15 protein-coding genes are annotated in these 21,894 nt (G+C 49.0%); 4 read left to right on the plus strand and 11 right to left on the minus strand.

Annotated features, from left to right (window positions below; all coding sequences use genetic code 11):
- The first annotated feature begins 466 nt into the window (after positions 1-466).
- Entirely contained in the window at positions 467-1,801 is a 1,335-nt protein-coding gene (locus V3C10_16065) for an MATE family efflux transporter (GenBank protein ID WVP60818.1), read from the plus strand.
- 230 nt (positions 1,802-2,031) lie between these two features.
- Here V3C10_16065 and V3C10_16070 read toward each other — a convergent pair whose 3' ends face one another.
- The 11 genes from V3C10_16070 to ppdK form a co-directional block, all read right to left on the minus strand.
- On the minus strand, positions 2,032-2,949 hold the full coding sequence (locus V3C10_16070) for a hypothetical protein (protein WVP60819.1): 918 nt from the start codon (positions 2,947-2,949) through the stop codon (positions 2,032-2,034).
- A gap of 634 nt (positions 2,950-3,583) precedes the next feature.
- Positions 3,584-4,804 carry an MFS transporter gene (locus V3C10_16075; GenBank protein ID WVP60820.1) on the minus strand — a complete coding sequence of 407 codons (1,221 nt, stop codon included), beginning with the start codon at positions 4,802-4,804 and terminating at the stop codon, positions 3,584-3,586.
- Complete coding sequence (locus V3C10_16080) at positions 4,789-5,574, minus strand: alpha/beta hydrolase-fold protein (protein WVP60821.1); 786 nt, start codon at positions 5,572-5,574, stop codon at positions 4,789-4,791. Before V3C10_16080 ends, V3C10_16075 begins: the two co-directional genes overlap by 16 nt.
- A 19-nt stretch (positions 5,575-5,593) precedes the next feature.
- Positions 5,594-7,096, minus strand: a complete 1,503-nt coding sequence (locus V3C10_16085) for an ABC transporter substrate-binding protein (GenBank protein ID WVP60822.1) — start codon at positions 7,094-7,096, stop codon at positions 5,594-5,596.
- A 21-nt stretch (positions 7,097-7,117) separates the two neighbouring features.
- Entirely contained in the window at positions 7,118-7,933 is an 816-nt protein-coding gene (locus V3C10_16090) for an alpha/beta hydrolase (GenBank protein ID WVP60823.1), read from the minus strand.
- 125 nt (positions 7,934-8,058) lie between these two features.
- Entirely contained in the window at positions 8,059-9,780 is a 1,722-nt protein-coding gene (locus V3C10_16095; GenBank protein WVP60824.1) for a histidine kinase, read from the minus strand.
- A complete protein-coding gene (locus V3C10_16100) occupies positions 9,765-10,565 on the minus strand; it encodes a response regulator (GenBank protein ID WVP60825.1) in 801 nt (266 codons plus the stop codon). The genes V3C10_16095 and V3C10_16100 overlap by 16 nt, the downstream gene beginning before the upstream one ends.
- 101 nt (positions 10,566-10,666) lie before the next feature.
- Complete coding sequence (locus tag V3C10_16105) at positions 10,667-11,557, minus strand: carbohydrate ABC transporter permease (protein ID WVP60826.1); 891 nt, start codon at positions 11,555-11,557, stop codon at positions 10,667-10,669.
- A gap of 21 nt (positions 11,558-11,578) precedes the next feature.
- The gene (locus V3C10_16110) at positions 11,579-12,499 is read right to left on the minus strand and encodes an ABC transporter permease subunit (protein WVP60827.1); all 921 of its coding nucleotides are present in this window, start codon (positions 12,497-12,499) and stop codon (positions 11,579-11,581) included.
- Positions 12,500-12,742: 243 nt separating this feature from the next.
- Positions 12,743-13,558, minus strand: a complete 816-nt coding sequence (locus V3C10_16115) for a hypothetical protein (protein ID WVP60828.1) — start codon at positions 13,556-13,558, stop codon at positions 12,743-12,745.
- A gap of 1,277 nt (positions 13,559-14,835) precedes the next feature.
- Positions 14,836-17,466: a pyruvate, phosphate dikinase gene (gene ppdK / locus V3C10_16120; GenBank protein ID WVP60829.1), complete on the minus strand. Its 2,631-nt coding sequence runs from the start codon at positions 17,464-17,466 to the stop codon at positions 14,836-14,838.
- Positions 17,467-18,033: 567 nt separating this feature from the next.
- On the opposite strand from ppdK, the gene V3C10_16125 reads away from it, so the two are divergent.
- From V3C10_16125 to V3C10_16135, 3 genes are all read left to right on the plus strand, one after another.
- The gene (locus tag V3C10_16125; GenBank protein ID WVP60830.1) at positions 18,034-19,830 is read left to right on the plus strand and encodes a sensor histidine kinase; all 1,797 of its coding nucleotides are present in this window, start codon (positions 18,034-18,036) and stop codon (positions 19,828-19,830) included.
- On the plus strand, positions 19,809-20,666 hold the full coding sequence (locus tag V3C10_16130; protein WVP60831.1) for a response regulator: 858 nt from the start codon (positions 19,809-19,811) through the stop codon (positions 20,664-20,666). The genes V3C10_16125 and V3C10_16130 overlap by 22 nt, the downstream gene beginning before the upstream one ends.
- 108 nt (positions 20,667-20,774) lie before the next feature.
- On the plus strand, positions 20,775-21,815 hold the full coding sequence (locus V3C10_16135; GenBank protein WVP60832.1) for a sugar ABC transporter substrate-binding protein: 1,041 nt from the start codon (positions 20,775-20,777) through the stop codon (positions 21,813-21,815).
- Positions 21,816-21,894 lie beyond the last annotated feature (79 nt).

Here is a 21,894-nt window from a genome sequence, read left to right on the forward strand (position 1 = left end):
CTTTAGGAACCCGGATTTAGTGCTCGTAGTATATCATATCCACTTCGTGAATATGAGTCTCCGACGGAATTCAGCGCCAGACTTTCTGCGGCAAGCGCAGAAATCTGCATGCGCATGATATAATGTCCGCAATGCGGACATTATATCATAACCCCAGTCCTGTTAACCACTACTATTTTATAAAATATCTATAGACCGGGGAACAAAAGCAGAAAGGACAACGACGCCGGGACGGCCGCAGCTTCGTCTTCTTCCTTGAAAATGGAGAGTTATCGACGTGGCAGCTGCATCCTCCTCCGCCGTCTTCCAGAGGCAGCCCCGCTTCTATACTAACTGCTGTCTTCACAAGAAGCACTGAAAATCAGTGACTTTTTAAAACGCATATGCTATGATGAGATCAGCCATCCAGGCCATAATAGCCTACAGCCCGGCCTTCGGCTAAACAGTAATGAATCAGGAGTTATCTATGACAAAAGGAAATATCACAAAAATACTGTTTCAGTTTGCTGCCCCTCTTGTGGCCAGCAGTCTGCTGCAACAATTGTATAATATCGCCGACTCCATGATTGCCGGCAACTTTATCGGTGAGAATGCGGTCGCCGCCATCGGTGTTTCAACCAGTATTGTCATGTTCTTTACCAACGTGATAATCGGTTTTACCACCGGTGTCTCCATCTATATTGCCCAATTGACGGGACGTCAGGAGAAGGAGAAAATCGGGGAGGCAGCCCGCACCTCCTTTCTCTATCTTCTCCCCGCTTCCATCGTAATGGCCTTTCTAAGCCTCGGCATTATTGATCAGGTGCTGGCCATGATGCATACGGATGCAAGTATCTTCGCCATGACAAAAACTTATATTTCCGTGATTTTCATTGGAATTCCGTTTGTCATGCTTTATAACATATGCAGCTCCGTCCTGCGGGGTATGGGAAACAGCAGAACCTCCATGGAAGCCATTGTCATCGCCACCTTTACCAATATCCTTGTGGATATCCTCTTTGTGGCCGTATTCCACTGGGGAATCATGGGCGCCGCGCTGGCAACGGTGCTGTCGCAGCTCTTCTCCTGTCTCTATGTCCTCATATACCTGTACATACATGTCATCAGGAAAATACCCTGCCGGCACAATTTTGCCATGGAGGCATTGAGGGAACAGACGAGGCTCGGCCTCCCCTGTGTGCTCCAGTCGGGAGTTATGTCCTTTGGAAGCATCATTTTACAGGGCATCATGAATACGCTGGGCGTGCAGGCCGTTACGGCCATCACCTCCGCCTACCGGCTCGATTCCCTTGCCATGCTGCCTGCGGTCAGCGTAGCCTCCGCCGTCTCCACTTTCACCGCCCAGAATATGGGAGCCGGACAGTATAAGAGAATACAGGAGGGCTATTCCATCGGAGTTAAAATGATGCTTGCCCTTTCCGTCACCATCGCCGGAATTGTCATCCTCTTCGGCAAACCGTTCATTCTTCTGTTCGGCGTCAGTGAGGAGGTTGCCAACCTGGGGCAGAGCTTCCTGCTTATGCTGTCCATCTTTTATCCTGTTTTTGGGATGCTTAATCTTTTTATCGGTTTCCTTCAGGGAACCGGCAATGTAGTCACTCCGGCTATCTGCAATATCACCGGACTCGTCGTCCGCCTGACCCTTGCAGCTCTGCTAGTCGCTCCCCTGGGCTTCCCATCCGTTCCTTACAGCGAAGGGATATCCTGGATCGTCGCCGCCTGTCTGTGCTACAGTAAGTGCCGTAAGGCCAAGAAGAAACTGTCGGAGGCGGTAGCAGCCCGGCCGTCAGCCAGTGAGTGAGCGCTCCTTCTAAGCTTACCATACTAAAAGGCAAAAAACTCTATGGACGAATCACGGTCAATTAACGACAGTCCGCTGTCCTGAGCACAGGCTGCCGTCACCAACAACGAAAAGCACGCTCCGCGAACTTTTCATTGCCACTCAATATAAGGCGCTGTTTCATGCCCTTAAATCAGGTATGAAACAGCGCCTTTATCATTTCATTTCATTTTATTGTGTTATCCCATTTATCAATTGGAATTCTCCTGTTCTTCCTTCAATTCCCGAATTACCTGCTCTATCACAGACAGCTCTTCTTCCAGTTCCTCCGCTATGATTATTGCACTCTTTCCTTTTGCCAGTTTTCTTTCAGTCTGTTCCTTAAGTTTGCAATACCGGCCCTCTCTGAGGCCGCATTCCAATCCCTCCGCACGGCCGCGCTCCATTCCACGCTCTATCCCAACAGATAATATACTCATTTTCACAGCCTCCCATTCTTCTGACTGCTTCACTTCGGTTACGATTTCATCCAGTTTCCGGATTCTTTCATCCATTATTACAACTTCCGGATTGTCCAGCCGCGTTTCCTTCATATACTGCAGCAGACTGACCAGGGTCGGCTCCCCATTTCTACTTGTCATATTTAAGAAAATCTTGGTAGTCCCATCCTCCAGGCAAAGACCGGCTATTTCCTCACAATGTTCCTTAAAGGTGTATTTTGCCAAATCACACCCGAAAATATCCTCCTGGGTTATAAAAGTCACAATCGTGGACGGAAGGTGTTTATACCGGGTTTCCCTGCCTGATTTTAAGAGCGGGGTGTCCAAAAGCCCCTGATAATACCGGGCTCTCCGCCTTACATCATCCTTCTCCGTATCATTCTGCATCTCCGTAGCATAATGCCGGTTCCGGTTATCCACAGCCCAGGCATCCAGCCGGATGGCCCGTTTGCCGATACGGTTTAAAACAACCTCTTCTACATGGACTTCTGCCAGCTTAAGTTCCGGTTCCTCCATGATAATGCTCAGTACATTTTGATGTGCCTCCCTGTTTTTCATGACTGACAAAAACAGTGCAAAATCACTCAGATTAAACTCCATATCCTCCGGAACCTGCAGCTCATCCTTAAATTCCGTCTGTTTCCCGGATCGTCTTACTTCTTCCCTCATGACGTTTCTTCCTTTCTGTAAATTCCGACAGGAAGAACCTCTGCCTCCCTGCCTACGGTGTATTGGATCGTTAAGCAAAGAGTCTTTTGAATGCCATATCCGGCATAAGAATGTTAAGATTTGAAATAGAATTTCCGAAACCCTGCTTAAATTTATCGTAGCATGGTGGACATGGGATTGCAAGAAAAAAATTAATTAATTAAGAGCTTAAAAAAGAACATCACCCCGGCATCCGAAGTAACGTAGTAGCCACGACAATACCTCCCCCTAGAAAGAATAGAACCAATCAGCCGCCGCAGCCCGGGCCGGAATGGCGAAAACCTTCGCGTCTTCCGTCCCGGACCATAGCCTGCCTTTGGGGGAAGGAGGGGAAAAACTTTCCGAAAGGGGCCTTGGAATCCGCCGGTGCTTGATGACACATTGAGCACTTAGCGAGGTTCTATCGAGCTTAGTGCAAAAGCGTGCGGTGGCAGGTTTTGTCGAATCCAGCATCCGCTGCGCATTTCACAAACGGGAGCGAGTCCCTGTAGGAATTTTTTTCCCCGGATTCCCCACCCGCAACAACCCCCAAACCGGGACTGAAGACTCACAACCTCCCTCTCACCATTCCGCCCCGGCCGTCCCGGCGGCGTTCTCATTCCTCAACCTCTTCCTTCCGGCTTGCAGCAATAATCTGTTTCCCCATCACCTTCATCGTCAGCGCAAAGGTCAAAAGCGCCATCACTCCCGGGATTATCATATACAGATACATCTGCTGGAACCCAAACGCATCAATAAGCACTCCGACTACGGTGGAAGCGACCATGGTTCCCACGTCGGCTCCCAGCATATAGGTCGCATTGGCTGCTCCCGCCCGTTCACGGCTCACGGTTCTCATGCAGACTGCCGTCATAACCGGCTGTGCGCCGCCGAATCCAATGGCGAACAGGACGGCCGCCACCAGTACCATGGTAAAGTTGTCCGTGCTCCCCAGAATCGCCACGGTGGCTATCATCAGAATGAGACAGGGATACATGGTCCTGCGGATTCCGATCTTGTCCGCCAGATAGCCTCCCAGTCCGCGGGTCGCCACCTGGGCGCCATTATAGAATGTCATAAACAGGGCAATCTGTCCAAATCCCATGGCGTCCCCGTATACTACGATATTCATGATAACGGCGGTAAAAACCATCCCCGTAAAAATATTGGAAAGCGTCGGCAGAAATGCCTCCACCGCGATAATATTGTTCCATGAAAATTTCTTTTTCTCTTTTTTCACCCCTGCTGTAAAATCAATTTTCAGAGTGATCAGCAGAATCAGGGCTATGGCGATCAGGACGATTGATACCGTATAGCTGGCGGCAAATCCCCAGTTATCCACGAGGAAAAGGGAAATGTTCGGTGTGAAAATCTTCAGCACCAAAGGGAGCATCATATAAAGGCCAAGCCCCTGGGCCATCTTTTCCTTTGGCATTGCGCGGCCTACCACCGTCGGCATCGTAACGCCGATGGCCCCGAAGGCCAGGCCGTATACCAGACGGCTGGCAACGTAAACTCCCAGATTTCCGGCCACCGCCGATAATACGTAGGAGGTAACAAGCAGGGTATACTGACCGATCAGCACGTATTTCGGATTGATGCGGTCAATGGCGATTCCGGCCACCGGACGCATTACCATGTACATTCCGGACATAACGGAAGACAGAACTCCCAGAAATGTCATGCTGGCCCCAAGACTGACTCCCTGGCGTCCGATGGGGGTGGCGATAAAAGTTGCCGCCATATTATAACAACACTGGATTACCAGTATTACCACGAATGTCCTTGTAAAAAATGTATGCTTTGCCGTCTGATTTACTGTTACCGTCGACTCCATAATGACCTCCCCATTTCTTCTATCACTTTCTCAATACTCTTGTTTACCGTAACCCAGTCATGGCCGCTGTCAAAGAGTGTAAAATTGTGCGGGATATTTAATGCCTCAAGCTTCATATGCATCCTCACATTTACCACCCTGGCAAGCGCATCCTTTTCGCCGCAGAAAAGGTAGAGCGCAGGCAGTTTCCTGCCTTCCCGGTAAAGACGGTCAACCAGATTTTCCGGATTGTAGTCTGATTTTTCAAATTCTTCCGGTGTTTTAAGGCCGAACATCCGCTCAATCAGTCCCGGATTCATTGTTCCGATATCATAGTAAAAACTATAGGCATCCAGTCCTCCGCCCCCAATCGAGATGACGGTTCCAAACCGCTCCGGATGGCTCATTCCCATCCTGAAAGCGATGTAACTGCCCTTTGAAAAACCCGTAATATAATTAAGTTCCGGTTCCCGGCAGGCAGGAAAAACCGTTTCTACCAAAGCCGGCAGTTCCCGGGTCAGGTAATCTTCAAAATAGTAATTCTCAGCGGGCCGGTTTAAACCTCCCCAGGTATCTGTGGTGTCCACGCTGACTACGGCCATCCCGGCCTCCTCCGCCAGACGGCAGACATCGCTCTGCATCATCCATTTTTTGTGATCGCCCGGCCCCACTGTCCACAATACCGGAATGGAATTTATTCTGTCATTTTCCCTGTTTTTGGGTACAAAAATCATAACCTTGGCTTCGCCGCCCAGGCACTCCGATAAAAACACATATTCTTTTGCTTCCACTGTAAAATAAATCCTCCCTCTATCTGTTCTCACTCAGCCATTTGTCAAGCTGTTCCTGTTTCATTCTGATAATTGTTTCATGGCCCGCACTCTTCAGTTTCTGTCGGAACTCCGGCAGCACCTGTTCCACATCCACCACACCCGAAAGCAGCGGGTTCACATACTGGGCCATCACATTGGCAACGGCCGCCACCTCCGATTTGCAGGCCGTCATATCCGCCGTAAATCCCACAATCGGGGATACGGCAAAGGTGTCACGAAACGCCAGGACCTGCTCATAAATATCCGACGGCAGCGGTTCCATCACAAAGCATTCCGGGTTAATATCCGTAATTCCGGGGCTTTTCAGAAAATAACCGGTAGTGGTTGCATCCACGCCCTCCGGATACCGGATCACGTTCTCCTCTTCCGTCTTTTCATAGTGGACGCCCTCTATCCCATATTGCAGCAGATTGCCAATCTCCGCATCCGTGTAAAGAAGGTTTAAGAACTGCATTGCCTTGTCGGGATGCTCCGATGTAACGGGAATTCCCCAACAGGTAAGCTGCATCATGCCCGTCACAAGAATCGGGCTGTTTCCCAGATGGATCGTCGTCGTATTGTACATTGCATCCTCCCGCATGGAATTCGCCGGGTTATAGGAGAAGGCAACGCTTGCGGCCACACGGCCGGCATTCATCAGGCTGTTGCGCGAATCCGTATTGGTCGAGGCGTTCGGCATCAGCAGTCCTCTCCCGTGCCAGTCTCTTATAAGGGCCGCAAGCTCCTCGTAAACCGGATGGCTGTAAAGACTGGAAACCGTCATTGTCGCATAATCCAGCACACAGCCGTCCCCCAAATCCTCCAGTCCGTGGCTGTTTAAAAACAGGTTCTGAAGGCTCTTATACCCAAGCTTTGTACTTGCATTGGCAAGCGGGATGATGTCGGGATGGTTGTCCCTGATCGTTTGAAGGACCTGCTCCACATCCTCCACCGTATGGACGGAGGAAAGGTCAATCCCGCAGCACGTAAGAATGTCATTGCGGACCGCAAAGCTGGTATCCTGCGCCATTACCAAAGGAATTCCGGTAATCCCGTACATTTTTCCGTTTACGCGGGTACAGCGCAGGAGTTCTTCCCCAAGCGCCTCCCTTATCCCCTGTCCGTACTGCTCAAGCAGTTCATCCATCTCAATAAAAAAACCTTTGGTCACACACTGCGCGTAGCTTGTGTTGGTGCTGGTGGCCATCAAATCCACCGAGTCCCCGGTCAGCATCAGGTTTGCCTGGGTATCGTAACTCGAGGAGGAGAAAACATTCAGCTTCACCGCCGCCCCTATTTTCTCCGCCAGAATCACGTTAAGGGCATTTTCCACGTCCTGAAGGTCCGAAGGTATGCTTCCCCCATAGGATGCAAACATGACGTTCAGCACCGGCAATTCCTGGCCCTTTTTGTCCTCTTCCCTGCGGCTGCATCCGTTCGCCACGAGCGCCGCCCCCAGGGCAAACAGCAGGAACAACCACCGTTTTCGACTGAATTTCAAGTTTCCCACCTCCCCTTTTCCTTATGAAACCTCGATTCTCAGAACCTTGTAAAGCCAGTTAACCGCCAGTTCCGGCCACATCATCGTATTGGCCGATGCCCCTTCTTTGCCCATTCCCACGCAGTTAACTCCCTCGTCATAAAACACATGGACCTCATACGGAATCCCTTCCCGTTTCAGCGCATTGGCATAGGCGAACGTATCTCCCGGAAAATCCGTTGTGGATTTCCAAAGAAAAGCGGGACATGTATCTTTGGTAACAAGGTCGTGGGTCGTCAGCTCGTGAATATCCGCCCAGCGCGTCCCTTCCTTTCCCAAAAGGTTACCGGGTCCCTGACCCTTAAAATTGGCCAGCACTTCCGGCGGCTGTTCAAAAAAGTCGGCAAAGATTGTCGGCGTATATCCCGTGACAATCGCATTCGGCCGGTTTCCGCCGTATGGCATGCCGTCCCTTTGGCATTCCTCATACTGCCACATCGTGCTCAGCGCCGTGCACAGATGGGCGCCGGCAGACATGCCCAACAGACTGATGCGTTCCGGATCTACATTCCATTTGGCGGCGTTTTTCCGTACCAGCCACACCGCCCTGGACGCTTCCAGAAGCGGGGCCGGATAGGCCGCCTTCTCATTGATTGAATAGTTGACTACAAAAACATGAAACCCCTTTTTCCTGAAAAAATCGGCAACCGGCTCTACGCTCGGCTCATGGATATTATGATAACCGCCCCCAGGAAAATACACGACCGCAGGCCTCGGGCCTTCCTTTTTCATGTTCAGACGCAGACGCATAAATGCGTCCGGATTTGTCTCCGATAAAGAAATTCTCTGTTCCTCCATCTTACCCTCCTTGCTGTTCCCTCATATAATTCTTTAATATAACCTGATTTTACCACAGCCGTTTCATTCGGTGTTATAACAAATCCGACCTGTTGAGGCGACATTTAAGACGTCTGTTTTGGCCGTTAAAAGGTATGTTTTGGAACGTCGGTCCGTGGAAGCACAATCTTTACATGGGCGCCATTTTCATTGTAGAAAGAGATTTTTTCCTCCCCGTTATAAATCACGTTGGTCCGGCGGATTGCATTCTCAATGCCGATATGTTTCCGGTTGTCGTAGAGAATGCTTTCCTTATTGCGCAGTTTTTCCAGTATTTCCAAGCTGAACCCTTTTCCGTTGTCGGATACCGTAATTTCCAGTTCCTCTCCCCATGAAACGCCGACCTTAATTTCCAGAAGCTGGTTGCTGGACAGCATGCCGGAGTGCTTAATAGAATTTTCCACAAAAGTCTGAATCAGAAGCGGCGGTATCTTCTCCGTTCCCGCCTCTTCGTCCACCCTGATTTGATAGCGGAACCGGTTCGGATAGCGCATCTCCTGGATATGCAGGAAATTTTCCAGATGGGAAATCTCGTCCCGGATCAGCACCAGTTCGTCCGTTTTTCCGAAGATATAGCGGAAATATTTGATCAGATACTCCACCATCTGCCGGATTAAGCGGTAATCTTCCATATTGGTCAGACTGTAGATAATATTCAGGCAGTTCAGGAAGAAATGAGGGTTGACCTGCTGTTTTAAATACTCCATCATGATGTCATTTTTCCTCAGTTCTTCCTCATATACCTTAATTTTCAATTCTTTAATCTCGTCCACCATCTCATCCAGCGTGTCATAAACCACCCTGTATTCATTGGCGACATTTCCAGGGCGTGCCTTCGGCATGTCCGCCCCCTCTTTAATGAGACGCATGGCCAGGACCAGTTCATTTAACGGACCCACCAGAAGAACCCTGAAAAAATAGATCTGGAATATCAGAAGGACCGCAAATCCGAATATTGTGATATACGTGACATTGCGCGCCGTTGACAGTTCCTCGGCTATCTTATCCATCGGAACCATGGTATGCAGCACCAGACCGCCGAACCGGGATTCCCGTTCCACCGCCAGGTAACGCTCCCCATTTTCCGCCCTGTATATCTTCTCTCCTTTTTTCATGGAAAGGGTTCCGCCGGCAGAGGGGAAAGAACCGGACAACACTTTTCCGTCACCGTCTGTAAAAAAGGCGGCGGCCCCCTCTCCGAAGCTCCCCGACTCTATCTGCTCACTCAGATGTTCCATATTGAGCCAGGCGCCAATCATAATGCCGTCCATATTTTCGGCAATCAGCAGATAATTTGTAGACGATACGGGATGGATCTGCCAGTTACCGTTCTGCCAGGAGAGATCCCTTTGTTTTTCTTTCAGATACCGCCCCATGATATCCTTCTCCTCCAGGGAAAGTTCATCATTTCCCACGGTATTAAACGTATTATACTTCTCGTCCAGAATAAAGAAGGCATCATAATAAGTCAGCCCCAATATGCTTTTCTCCATATCCTGAAACAAACGATAAAGAGCCAGATTTGACTCTGACTCTGTCTCCGCTTCCGCCATATTATATACATTCATGTTATTCGTCAGGATAATCCGCAGAAATTCGCTGTTCTTCATCAGACTGTCATCCACGCTTTTCATCGACATATCCATGAGCTGGGAATTGGCCTCCAGAATGCTTTTTTCATATGTCCTCATCGACAGCGAATAATTGAGCAGGAGAATCACAATCATGGCACAGATGATAAATACCGTCATAATCCTGAAACGGAAATTGATGCTGAAATACTTTTCTTCCTTTACTCCCTCCTGCATAATGCCTCCTCCGCCGTATGATTTCTCCTGTATTCCCTGGGTGTCACCCCCGTCTCCTTCTTGAAGGACTTATTAAAATACGCCACATTGGTATAGCCTACCCGGAAGACAATATCGCCGACCGGGATATCCGTCTCCAGCAGCAGAAACTTGGCAACCGACAGCTTTTTCTGGACAATATATTCTCCGACCGACAGGCCGGTCTCCTTCTTGATGACCCGGTTCATATAATCGGCATTTAAAAATACGTGATCCGCCACATCCTTGCGGCTGATGCACTCATCAATGTGGTCCACAATGAACGTGTCCACCTCCCGCAGCAGATTGGACATACCGGGTTCCCGCTTCTGATGAATCGGAACATACTTTTTCATCAGCTCTGCCAGCTTTAAATCACAGAATCTCCTGTTCTGTTCCAGGATCATCTGATGGGCGGAATCTAAAAGTCGGGTCAGCTCTTCCTCATCGACCGGTTTCAGGATATAGTTGACCGCCCCCAGCTGAAGCGCCTGCTGGACGTACCGGAACCTGTCGTGGCATGACAGAAAGATGGTTTTCGTATCCGGGGAGTAATCATTGACCCAGCGCAGCAGATCGATTCCGTTCTCCTCCTCCATCTCAATGTCGCAGAGCATCACATCAATATTATTCTGTAAAAATATCTGTTTGGCATCTCTTAAATTATAAGCGCAGAAGACATTCTGAACCGGAGAATCAATCCGGTTAATCAGCTTTTTCAGCCCTTCCACCGCATAATATTCATCGTCCACAATCAGAAGTTCCATCTAAAATCCGCCCCTTTCATTCTGCACCGCCCCTGTTGTTGTACATGTCCTGCCAAAAACGGTATTTTGCGCTCTATCCCGCCTGCGCAATACTGACGCGGCTAGCCCTTCACAGCTCCAAACGTAATCCCCTTGACAAAGTATTTCTGGAAAACCGGAAAAATAAGCACGACCGGCAGCAGGGATATTAACGCAATCGCCATCCGAATACTCATGGAAGGAAGCACATATCCCACATCCATCAGCATTTCCCCCGACTGAAGATAGTTCATATCATTCAGAATCCGGTTCAACAGGTTCTGGATACTGAAAAGCTGCGGCTCATTGACGTAATAGAGTCCGTTCAGCCAGTCATTCCAGTAGTTCAGCATCGTAAAGAGGCCGACCGTCGCAACAATCGGCTTCGACATCGGCAGGGCAACATACCAGAAAATTTTCAGTTCATTATCCGCATCCAGCTCCGCTGCTTCGTAAATCTCCTCCGGGATCGTGGATGCAAAGTAGTTCTTAACTAATATTACATTAAATCCGCTCAGAAGTAAATTGGGAACAATGAGGGCTCCCAGGGTATCACGGATATGGAACATCTGTGTATAAATAAGGTAGGTCGGAACCAGCCCGCCGTTAAACAGCATGGTCAAAAGCACATAGACCGTCAGAAATTTCCGGAAGGGAAATGTCTTCCTGGCCATCACGTACCCTAACAGCAGCGTCATCACAAGGCTGGCCGTCACCCCCACCGCCGTGACGAGCAGAGTGATACCGTACGCATGCCCGATGGTTCCAAGTTCTTTGACCAGATATTCATAAGCCGCCAGCGAAAACTCACGCGGAATCAGCCCGTAACCGTCCCGAATCAGGGAGGCCTCCGAGGTCAGGGAAGACGATATCATCAGCAAAAAGGGAAACAGGCAGAATATCATCGCCAGAAGCAGTATCGCGCCGCCCGCTATTTCCACAAGGTAATCACTTAACCTTTTTCCTCTCATCATCACTCACTCCTTCCAAGCCTTCTAAAAAATCGAGTTTTCCGGACTGTACTTCTGCAGTCCCCAATTTGTCAAAAATACCAGGGCAAAACCCAAAAGTGACTGTATAAGCCCCGCTGCGGATGCCATCCCGATATCATTTAACTGAATCAGCCCCCGGTACACATAGGTATCCAGCACATTCGTCGTACTGTACAGCGCGCCTGAATCCATAGGAATCTGATAAAATAACCCGAAGTTGGAGGTAAACAGCCGTCCCAGCGCCAACACTACCATAAGCGCAATCGTCCTTTTCAGCAGCGGAACCGTAATGTAGACTGCCTGTTGGAGGCGCGAAGCTCCGTCCATGGCCGACGCTTCATAGTAAGTTCGGTCAAAGCTGATTAGGGAAGCATAATAAATGATGCTCGTCTGCCCGACATTGGACCACAGGTTCAGAAGGGGCAGCAATACAATCCACACTTTAGGCTCACTGTACCAGGCAACCGGATTTAACCCGAGTGCGGGAAAAAGCGCGCTGTTGAAAAAACCTGACTTTTCATCCAGTATCGTAAGAACCATATAGGTGAGAACCACGCTGGATACCAGGGTTGGAAGTAAGTAAACGGTCTGAAGGATGCGCACCAGAATCTTGTTCCTCACCCCGCTTAAAAGAATCGCCAGCACAATCCCGCCGGCCGTGGTCAATATAAGAAAAACGGCATTGTAAAGCACCGTATTTTTCATGACATAGAAAATATCGGCTGTTTTAAAAAGGAATTCAAAGTTCTTACCGCCACAGAACTCACTCCCCCAGATTCCCTTTAAGGGATTGTAATCTTTAAAAGCCACGGTAATTCCCGCCATCGGGAGATAGTTGTTGATCAGAAGATAAAGACATCCGGGCAGCAGCATGAGAAATAAAAAGAATGTATTTTTTCTTTTATAATACCTGCGTGATTTCATATCCATCCCCCTTTTTCATTGTAATATCATTATAGCAGCTGCTCAAAAGACGGGTTATAACGATACAGACTATTTTTCTGGCTTATAACGATTTTAGTTTATGGACGGTTTTACCTGGCAATGTCTTGCAATGCAAAAAGAGCCTTCCGGAAATTTCCGGACTGCCCTTTTAAGAAAACCTTATTTGTTTTAAATCTCTAATTCTTGCGGTATTTCTATTATTGCGTTGTTTCTGTTATTGCACTATTCCTGTTCTTCCTCCAGTTCCCGGATCAACTGCTCAATCACCGGCAGCTCTTCTTCCAGTTCTCCTGCTATGATTTCTGCATTTTTCCCTTTGGCCAGTTTTTTTGCGGTCTGCTCTTTTAATTTGCCGTGCAGGCCTTCAGCCAAACCTGCCTCCCGGCCACGCTCAATTCCAACGGATAATATACTCATCTTCACAGCCTCCCATTCTTCTGACTGCTTCACTTCGGTTACAATTTCATCCAGTTTCCGGATTCTTTCATCCCTTATCACAACGTCCGGATTGTCCAGACGAGTCTTCTTCATGTACTGAAGCAGACTGACCAGGGTAGGCTCCCCGTTTCTACTTGTCATATTAAGAAAAATCTTGGTGGTTCCATCCTCCAGGCAAAGACCGGCTATTTCCTGACATTGCTCCTTAAAGGTGTATTTTGCCAAATCGCGTCCGAATATATCCTCCTGGGTTATGAATGTCACAATCGTGGACGGAAGGTGTCTATACCGGGTCTCCCTGCCTGATTTTAAGAGAGGCGTATCCAAAAGTCCCTGATAATACCGTGCCCTCCGCCTTACATCATCCTTCTCCGTGTCATTCTGCATCTCCGTAGCATAGTGCCGGTTCCGGTTATCCACCGCCCAGGCGTCCAGACGGATGGCCCGTTTGCCGATACGGTTCAAAACAACCTCTTCTACATGGATTTCTGCCAGCTGCAGTTCCGGTTCTTCCATGATAATGCTCAATACGTTTTGATGCGCTTCCCGGTTTTTCATGACTGACAGAAACAGCGCAAAATCACTCAGATTGAACTCCATGTCCTCCGGAAACTGCAATTCTTCGCTGGGCCCGGCATGTTTTGTAGTTCATCTTAATTCTTCCTTCATAACGGTTCTCTCTTTCTGTAAACTACGACAGGAAGAACGTCCGCCTCCCTGCCTACAATGTGTGTTGGAGCATAAGCAAAGAGTCTTTTGAATGCCATATTCGGCATGAGAATGTAAGATGTGAAATAGAATTTCCGTAACTCTGCTTAAATTTATGGTAGCATAGCGGAAACGGGATTGCAAGAAGAATGTGACTTTCCATGGCTTTCTGAGTTACTGTTGAGCCATAAATAGGGGATTTAATTGAGGAATGAGAACGCCGCCGGTACGGTCGGGGGCGGGATGGTGAGAGGGGGATTATGAGTCTTCAGTCCCGGATTGAGTTTGATCGCAGGTGGGGAATCCGGGCAGAAAAAGTTCCTCCGGGAAACGCTTGCGCTCTTTGGAGTACATAATGGTACTAACCTCGAAAAGACCTCGGTAAGTACCAATGGACTCCCAGGTTCCCTGCGGAATCTTTTTCTCCCGGATTCCCCACGGGAAGGTTATGGCCCGGGACTGAAGACGCGAAGGTTGTCGCCATCCCGATCCCCGGCCTGCGGCCGCTGAATTGTTCTTATTCCTTCAAAGGGGGGGAGGTATTGCCGCTGCCACTACGTTTCCTCGAATTCCAGGAGAATGCCCCCTGTATGGTATTCAATTGATGAATCTGAGCTTTGAAGCTTTATCTGTCCTTGAATAACCATTGAATTTTTTGATTCATCATTAAATATAGCTTTGGATTTTTCTCTGAATCCAGCCCGAAATACCTTCATAAGGTAAAAGATTCACGACTACATAGTGGCCGCGACAATACCTCCCCCTTACTTGACGAAAGAGACAATCAGCCCTGAAGCCGGCGGACGGGGCAATACACTTCGCTGAGTCTTCAGTCCCGTCGACAAACTGCCCGGGGAAGGAAGGAGAAAACTTTCCGAAGGGAGACCTTGGAATCCGCCGGTGCTTGCTGAGGTTTCTCACGAAGCTAGCATCCGCTGCGCATTCCACAAGCGGGAGCGAGTCCCCGTAGGAATTTTTTCTCCTGGATTCCCCCCTCACCACAACCTACAAACCGGGACTGAAGACTCATACACACCCTCCCACTCCCCCGTCCGCCGTCTTACAGAGGCGTCCTCGCATCTCAACTAAATCCCCACAAAAAGAGGTCCACCAGTCACCTGGTGAACCTCCTGATTTCGCTGTCCCGCCGAATACTCGGTGAAACGCAATTATTTGTTATTCAGAGCTGCCTGTGCTGCTGCCAGACGTGCGATCGGCACACGGAATGGGGAGCAGGATACGTAGTTAAGGCCTACTTTGTGGCAGAACTCTACAGAAGACGGATCTCCGCCGTGCTCGCCGCAGATACCGCACTTAAGGTCAGAACGTGTCTGACGGCCTTTCTTAACTGCCATCTCTACTAACTGGCCAACACCTGTCTGGTCAAGTCTTGCGAATGGATCGGACTCATAAATTTTTGCTTTGTAGTAAGAATCCAGGAACTTGCCTGCATCATCACGGGAGAATCCGAATGTCATCTGTGTTAAGTCGTTTGTACCGAAAGAGAAGAACTCTGCCTCTTCAGCAATAGCGTCTGCTGTAAGAGCGGCACGAGGAATCTCAATCATGGTACCGATGTGGTACTGCATGTCGGAATTTTTCTCTTTCTTAACCTGCTCGGCAACTTCAACTACTACATCCTTAACGAACTTAAGCTCTTTTTTCTCGCCTACCAACGGAATCATGATCTCTGGAACGATATCAAATCCGCACTCTTCTTTTACTTCGATAGCGGCTTCCATAACGGCTCTTGTCTGCATCTTTGCAATCTCCGGATAGGTAACTGCAAGACGGCAGCCACGATGACCCATCATTGGGTTGAACTCGTGTAATTCGTCAACTTTTGCTTTTACTTCTGCTAAGGTAAGACCCATGTTCTGAGCCAGTTCAGCCTGCTCTTCTTCTGTATGAGGAACAAACTCATGCAGCGGCGGATCCAGGTAACGAACGGTCATTGGTCTGCCTTCCAGGGCTTTGTACATTGCCTTGAAGTCGCCCTTCTGGAATGGGATTAATTCGTTCAGTGCTTCTTCTCTTGCTTCTACTGTTTCGGAAAGGATCATCTTTCTGATCTTCATAATTCTGTCGGCTTCGAAGAACATATGCTCCGTACGGCAAAGGCCGATGCCCTCTGCACCCAGTTTTACAGCATTTAAAGTATCAGCCGGTGTGTCGGCATTTGTACGGACTTTTAAAGTTCTGAACTTGTCGGCCCATACCATGATACGCTCAAAGTTTCCGCTTACGGAAGCTTCCTGTGTCTCGATGTCGCCCTTGTAAATCTTACCGGTGGAACCGTCTAAGGAGATGTAGTCTCCCTCATGGAAGGTATGTCCGCCAAGTGTGAAGGTCTTAGCCTCCTCATCGATCTTAATCTCACCGCATCCGGATACACAGCATGTACCCATACCACGTGCAACTACGGCTGCGTGGCTTGTCATACCGCCGCGGACAGTCAGGATACCCTGAGCTGCATGCATACCCTCGATATCCTCTGGGGATGTCTCCAGACGAACCAGGATGACTCTCTCGCCTCTGCCGCCTTTGCCTGCTGCCTTTGCTTCATCTGCAGTAAAGTAAACTTTACCTGCTGCAGCGCCTGGTGATGCAGGAAGTGCGGAACCGATTACTTCGCCGGCCTTTAAAGCTGCCGGGTTGAATGTTGGGTGAAGTAACTGATCAAGGGATTTTGCTTCGATTCTGCAAACAGCCTCTTCCTCTGTGATCATGCCTTCGTCTACTAAATCGCAGGCAATCTGAAGTGCAGCCGGAGCTGTTCTCTTGCCGTTACGTGTCTGTAAGAAGTAAAGTTTGCCCTCTTCAATTGTGAACTCCATATCCTGCATATCACGGAAATGTTTTTCCAGCTTCATAGCCAGATCCATAAACTGTTTGTAGCAGTCCGGAAGATCTTTCTCTAACTGTGTAATAGGCTGTGGTGTACGAACGCCGGCAACAACGTCCTCGCCCTGTGCATTGATCAGGTACTCACCGTAAATGCCTTTTTCACCTGTGGATGGGTTACGTGTAAAGGCAACGCCTGTACCGCTTGTCTCACCCTTGTTACCAAATACCATGGTCTGTACGTTTACTGCGGTACCCCAGTCGCCAGGGATATCATTCATACGGCGGTAAACGATGGCACGTGGGTTGTCCCAGGAACGGAATACGGCTTTAACAGCGCCCATTAACTGATCCTTCGGTTCCTGTGGGAACTCTTCGCCGTTCATAGCCTCTTTGTAAACGGCTTTGAACTTCTGAGCCAGTTCTTTTAAGTCATCGGCAGTTAATTCTGTATCGAAGTGTACGCCTTTTTCTTCTTTCATCGCATCGATGATTTTCTCGAAATGGGACTTCGGAACTTCCATAACTACGTCGGAATACATCTGGATAAATCTTCTGTAAGAATCATATGCAAATCTTGGATTTCCTGTCTTCTTTGCAAAGCCTTCCACTGCAACGTCATTTAAGCCAAGGTTCAGGATTGTGTCCATCATACCAGGCATGGAAGCACGTGCACCGGAACGTACAGATACCAGTAACGGATCTTCTGTATCTCCGAATTTCTTACCATTGATACCCTCTAACCAGGTAATTGCTTCGAAAATCTGATCCTGAATTTCCTGTGTGATCTGTTTTCCACTGTTGTAGTACTCTGTACAAGCCTCTGTTGTTACTGTGAAGCCCTGTGGAATCGGCATTCCTAAGTTGGTCATCTCTGCAAGGTTGCAGCCTTTGCCTCCGAGAAGGTTTCTCATTGCTGCACTGCCTTCTTCGAACTTATAAACCCATTTTGCCATAAGTTTTCTTCCTCCTAAAGTTTATATGTTAACATTTACATGTTTCGATGAGACGTGGATTGAGACTGCCCACAGACTGAAGTTCCTCGCCTGTCCGTCTGCGGTACGCTCTTGCAAGCGCACATTTAAACGTCTATTTTCCCAAAAGTAAAGAGTCCGGCTTACCGGACCCGCGTGCCGGGCGCTGCCGCTTTGCGGCGGGCTGCATCTTCGCGCAAATGTGCATCCGCGAGGAGCTTTTTACTTAATAGGCGCTTAAATGTACGCTCAGGTCCCACTCTTACAGGCGCATATCCAGATGTCCACTGCTGCTTACATGCATACATGACGCTGCAATGGGTATCTGGATATGCGCCTGCTCAATCCGCCCATCGTGAATATTATAACATAAACTTGCCTCTAGTAAAGGGGTTTTCTAGAAATATTTCCAAATTATTTACAAAATTTATCATTTCTTAACCTCATTCCCGGAAAGCAGGGAGACCGGCTTGTACTTTCTCCCTGAATACGCTAAAATAAATGCCAAATCGGGTATTTTACTTTACAAAAATCGGGTGAGGTGAAAAAATGCAAAAAATTCCATGGTATCAAAAAATCCAGATTCAGATTCCGGTGATTGTTTTTCTCATCATTCTGATTCCTGCCGCCGCGTTCGGCTCCTATGACATCAGCACGTCCAGAGAGGCGCAGTTGAAAGCGGCGGAGACTCAGACGGCGGAACGCCTCTATGAAACCTCCCTGCTGATGCAGGACGTCATGAAAGAGCTTGAAAGTACCGGTAAAACTCTGTCCGGAAGCAGGGAATTCCTGGAGCTTTTAAAAAAGTATCTTGAATCTCCAGAGGAACCGGGACTCCAAAGCGGTCTTCTCCTTGCCCTGGGGCAGAGTTCCTGGCCAAACAATTATATTGAACATATGTATCTTCTTTCAGATAATCCTCCCTCTATTCTCTCATCCGACCCGGATGAAAAGCTTCCGGATCCGGAGGGAACGGGACGTTTACTCTACCAGGCCTGGCTTGACGGCATGCAGGGCCAGACCACCTGGTCGCTGCTCCCTGCCTATGAAAATGGTGAAACGCGTCTGGCCTGCTGGAGAGCCATCCCGGGCAATAAAAATACGGAACACGCTTCCCTTGTTTCCGTGCTGAAGAACGGCTATCTTGAAAATATCATGGCTGGTCTGCGCGGCCGGGAAGGAAGCCTGAATGTGATCGGCTCCTATCAGGGGCGGCTTCTCTACTGCGACGCCTCGGATGACGGCTCCATTATGCCGGATGAAATGCTGGCAGAGAATCCTCTGTTCAGGGAAGCCTACTCCAAAACGGAAAATACGGGCAGCTATTTTGCCGTAGCCGATGGGCGGCGATGGCTGGTGGGCTTCTATACCTCTCTTGAGGACGGCTGGAAATACATGTGCGCAGTCCCGGAACAGCAGATTTATACGGGCATTGCAGACCGAAAATTTATCGGTATCCTGTTTATTTCCGGTCTGGCCGGTGTTCTGCTCGGCTCCTTGATCCTCTATTTTCTGGTAGTCCGGCCGCTTGGAAAACTGCAGAAAAAAATGGAACTGATGGAGAAAGGACAGCTTGAACCCCTCGGCTTTTCCGGAGGGAAAAATGAAATCGGCCTTGTGCTGCGCGCCTACGACCATATGATCATCCGGCTGAAAAAGCTGATCGATGAGGTCTATGTGCAGCAGCTCCTCCGCAAACAGGCGGAACTTTCTTCCCTCCAGTCCCAGATGGACGAACACTTTTTGTACAATACCCTGAACACGATTTACTGCAAGGCCGATGAAGAGAAGGCAAATGTTTCCGCTGCCATGATTTTGAAGCTGTCCCAGTATTTCCGCCTGAATCTGGCCAGGGGGCAGGAAAAAATCCCTCTGAATGAGATCCTTGAAATGCTCCGTGCCTACCTGCAGATCCAGCAGATGCGTTACGGACAGGCCATGGAATGCCGGATAGAAACCTTTCCCGATATGGACTCCTATCTCTCATTAAAGCAATTGTACCAGCCAATCGTAGAAAACGCCATTGTCCACGGTTTTGAAAAGAAACCCGGAAACCACTGCCTCCGGATCCGTTTCCAAAAAACAGGTACGAGACTCCGCTTCACCGTGCAGGATGACGGAATCGGCATGTCGGATGAAACGTGCCGGGAGGTGCTCTCTGAAATGGCCGTCTTCGATCATGTCCGCGGTAAAGGGTATGCCCTGCGCAATATCAGGGAACAGATCCGAATCACCTACGGGGAGGATTACGGCATTTCAATGGAAAGCCGGCCGGGACAGGGAACCACCGTGATATTAGAAGTACCGCTTGAAAGGAGAAACAAATGCAGCGAGAATATACAATGATCGTCGTGGACGACGAACCTGCCGCCAGAAAATATGCATTACAGCAGATTGAATGGAAACGCCTGGGAATTACAGCGCTTTACGAGGCCGAAAACGGTCTGGATGCTCTTCGGCTCATGGAAACAGCCAAACCGGATATCATGATCCTTGATATCCGGATGCCGGGTATGGACGGAGTCATGCTCTTAGAGGAAATCTGCCGGAGAAAATACGATATTGCCGTGATAGGGCTCAGCGGATACAGTGATTTCGAAGCCGCCCGCAGGATGCTCTCCAGCGGCCGAGTCGTCGAATACCTGCTCAAACCGGCCTCCGCCGACGCACTGTTTGAAGCAGCGACAAGATGTCTGGAAAAAATCGGGGAACGGGAACAGATGGAACTGCTTCGAAACGGCCTTCAAAACCATTTCTCTCCTTCTCCATTGCCGCCGGATGAGGAGGAGTCCGGCTGTGAATACCCCGGCTCTTCAGAGGAACTGCCGCCGGAGGTAAGCGGCCGCAAAAGCGCAATTGTCCGCCTGGCCAAAGAATATATCCAGCTTCACTATGGAGAACGGCTTTCCCTGGAACAGGTGGCGGCCCAGGTCTACATTAACCCCTCCTATCTGTCCCGGATCTTCACCGAGGTGGAGGGGACCGGTTTTAATAAGTACCTTCAGAAGTTGAGGGTCGATAAGGCGAAAGAACTGCTCCGCGATCCCGGCTATAAAGTGTACGAGGTGGCGGATCTGGTCGGATATCCGAATTTCCAGCACTTTTTGAAAATCTTTAAAAAGCTTGAAAATACGACTCCCAGTAAATACCGTGAAAACGCCATGTGGCTGATCGGACAGTAACGCGAAGTAAGAAGTAAATAAAAGACACTAAAGTGAAAAAATGGTGTATTTAAACAATTTTTCACTTCAGTTATAATAAATTTAGTCAAAAATGACGGAAAGATAAAAATGAAAAAGACAAATTTTAAAATCAGCAAAATCAGGCCTGCTTTTCATAACACATTTTTCATAGCGGTAATCCTGTCTCTTCTGCTGCCCACAGGGTGCAGCCGGGCCGGGGAAGAACTGAAGGAACTTCCGGCTGTAAAAAAAGACCATTATACAATCGGAGTCAGCATGCCCACCACCCGGCTTGCTTACCGGAAGGCAATGAAAGAGCTTGTGGAAAAGGCATATCCGGGAACAGGAGGCAATCTCCGGGCAGAGATTCTTCTATGCGATGCAGACGGAAGCCAGAAACGGCAGAACCAGGATATCCTGAACATGGCGGACAGCGGCGTAGACGGAATTGTACTCATTCCGAACACAATGGAGGGCTGCCTCTCCTCCGTCGAATACGCAAATACAAAGGGTATCCCTGTTATCACCGTGGATAACCGCATCCGAAGCTCCCCCTCCGCCCGGGTCGTAAGTTTTGTGGGAGCCGATCACTACTCCATGGGAAAAGAAGCCGCCCTTCTATTTTTACAGATACTGGAGGAGCGTTTTCCCGATAAAGAGGAGTGGAATGTCATCCAGCTCACTGGAATTCCGGATTCCTCGGGTACAATCGACCGCGGCCAGGCCATTGCGGATGTACTTGCCGGAAGCAGCCGGATTCATGTTCTCGGTGAATATGACGGTGAGTTTACCATAAAAAATGCAAAAAGCGTGATGGAGGACTGCCTCCGGATTTACGATAACATAGACGGCGTCATCTGCCAGAACGACAATATGGCGGAAGGATGTTACCAGGCGCTCCGCGAAGCCGGGGCAGACGGCCAAATCGCAGTCGTAGGCATCGACGGCCAGAAAAGCACGCTCAAAATCATGGCAGAGGGAGGCATCCATGGGACTGTCCTGCAGCATCCGTCCATGATTCTCGATGGAATTGAATATCTCTGCGACTATCTGGACGGAAAAACCTTAGACGAATTTTATTATGAACCCACCGATACCATCACGGTGGACAACGCAGATTTTTATCTGGAACATGATCTTTCGTGGTGAGCCTTCTCCAAGGGCCCTGGCTGATGCGTTATCACCTGAGGATAAAAAAATGAAAGGAAAAAATAACTATCCGGAATCT

This window comes from [Clostridium] symbiosum, assembly GCA_036419695.1.
In the GTDB taxonomy this organism is placed as follows: Bacteria; Bacillota; Clostridia; order Lachnospirales; family Lachnospiraceae; genus Otoolea; species Otoolea symbiosa_A.

Bases quoted from the DNA above. Each gene is read 5' to 3' on its own strand.
- V3C10_16065 (WVP60818.1), top strand. From the start codon at position 467: ATGACAAAAGGAAATATCACAAAAATACTGTTTCAGTTTGCTGCCCCT.
- V3C10_16070 (WVP60819.1), bottom strand. From the start codon at position 2,949: ATGAGGGAAGAAGTAAGACGATCCGGGAAACAGACGGAATTTAAGGAT.
- V3C10_16075 (WVP60820.1), bottom strand. From the start codon at position 4,804: ATGGAGTCGACGGTAACAGTAAATCAGACGGCAAAGCATACATTTTTT.
- V3C10_16090 (WVP60823.1), bottom strand. From the start codon at position 7,933: ATGGAGGAACAGAGAATTTCTTTATCGGAGACAAATCCGGACGCATTT.
- V3C10_16095 (WVP60824.1), bottom strand. From the start codon at position 9,780: ATGCAGGAGGGAGTAAAGGAAGAAAAGTATTTCAGCATCAATTTCCGT.
- V3C10_16100 (WVP60825.1), bottom strand. From the start codon at position 10,565: ATGGAACTTCTGATTGTGGACGATGAATATTATGCGGTGGAAGGGCTG.
- V3C10_16105 (WVP60826.1), bottom strand. From the start codon at position 11,557: ATGATGAGAGGAAAAAGGTTAAGTGATTACCTTGTGGAAATAGCGGGC.
- V3C10_16110 (WVP60827.1), bottom strand. From the start codon at position 12,499: ATGAAATCACGCAGGTATTATAAAAGAAAAAATACATTCTTTTTATTT.
- V3C10_16115 (WVP60828.1), bottom strand. From the start codon at position 13,558: ATGGAGTTCAATCTGAGTGATTTTGCGCTGTTTCTGTCAGTCATGAAA.
- ppdK (WVP60829.1), bottom strand. From the start codon at position 17,466: ATGGCAAAATGGGTTTATAAGTTCGAAGAAGGCAGTGCAGCAATGAGA.
- V3C10_16125 (WVP60830.1), top strand. From the start codon at position 18,034: ATGCAAAAAATTCCATGGTATCAAAAAATCCAGATTCAGATTCCGGTG.
- V3C10_16130 (WVP60831.1), top strand. From the start codon at position 19,809: ATGCAGCGAGAATATACAATGATCGTCGTGGACGACGAACCTGCCGCC.
- V3C10_16135 (WVP60832.1), top strand. From the start codon at position 20,775: ATGAAAAAGACAAATTTTAAAATCAGCAAAATCAGGCCTGCTTTTCAT.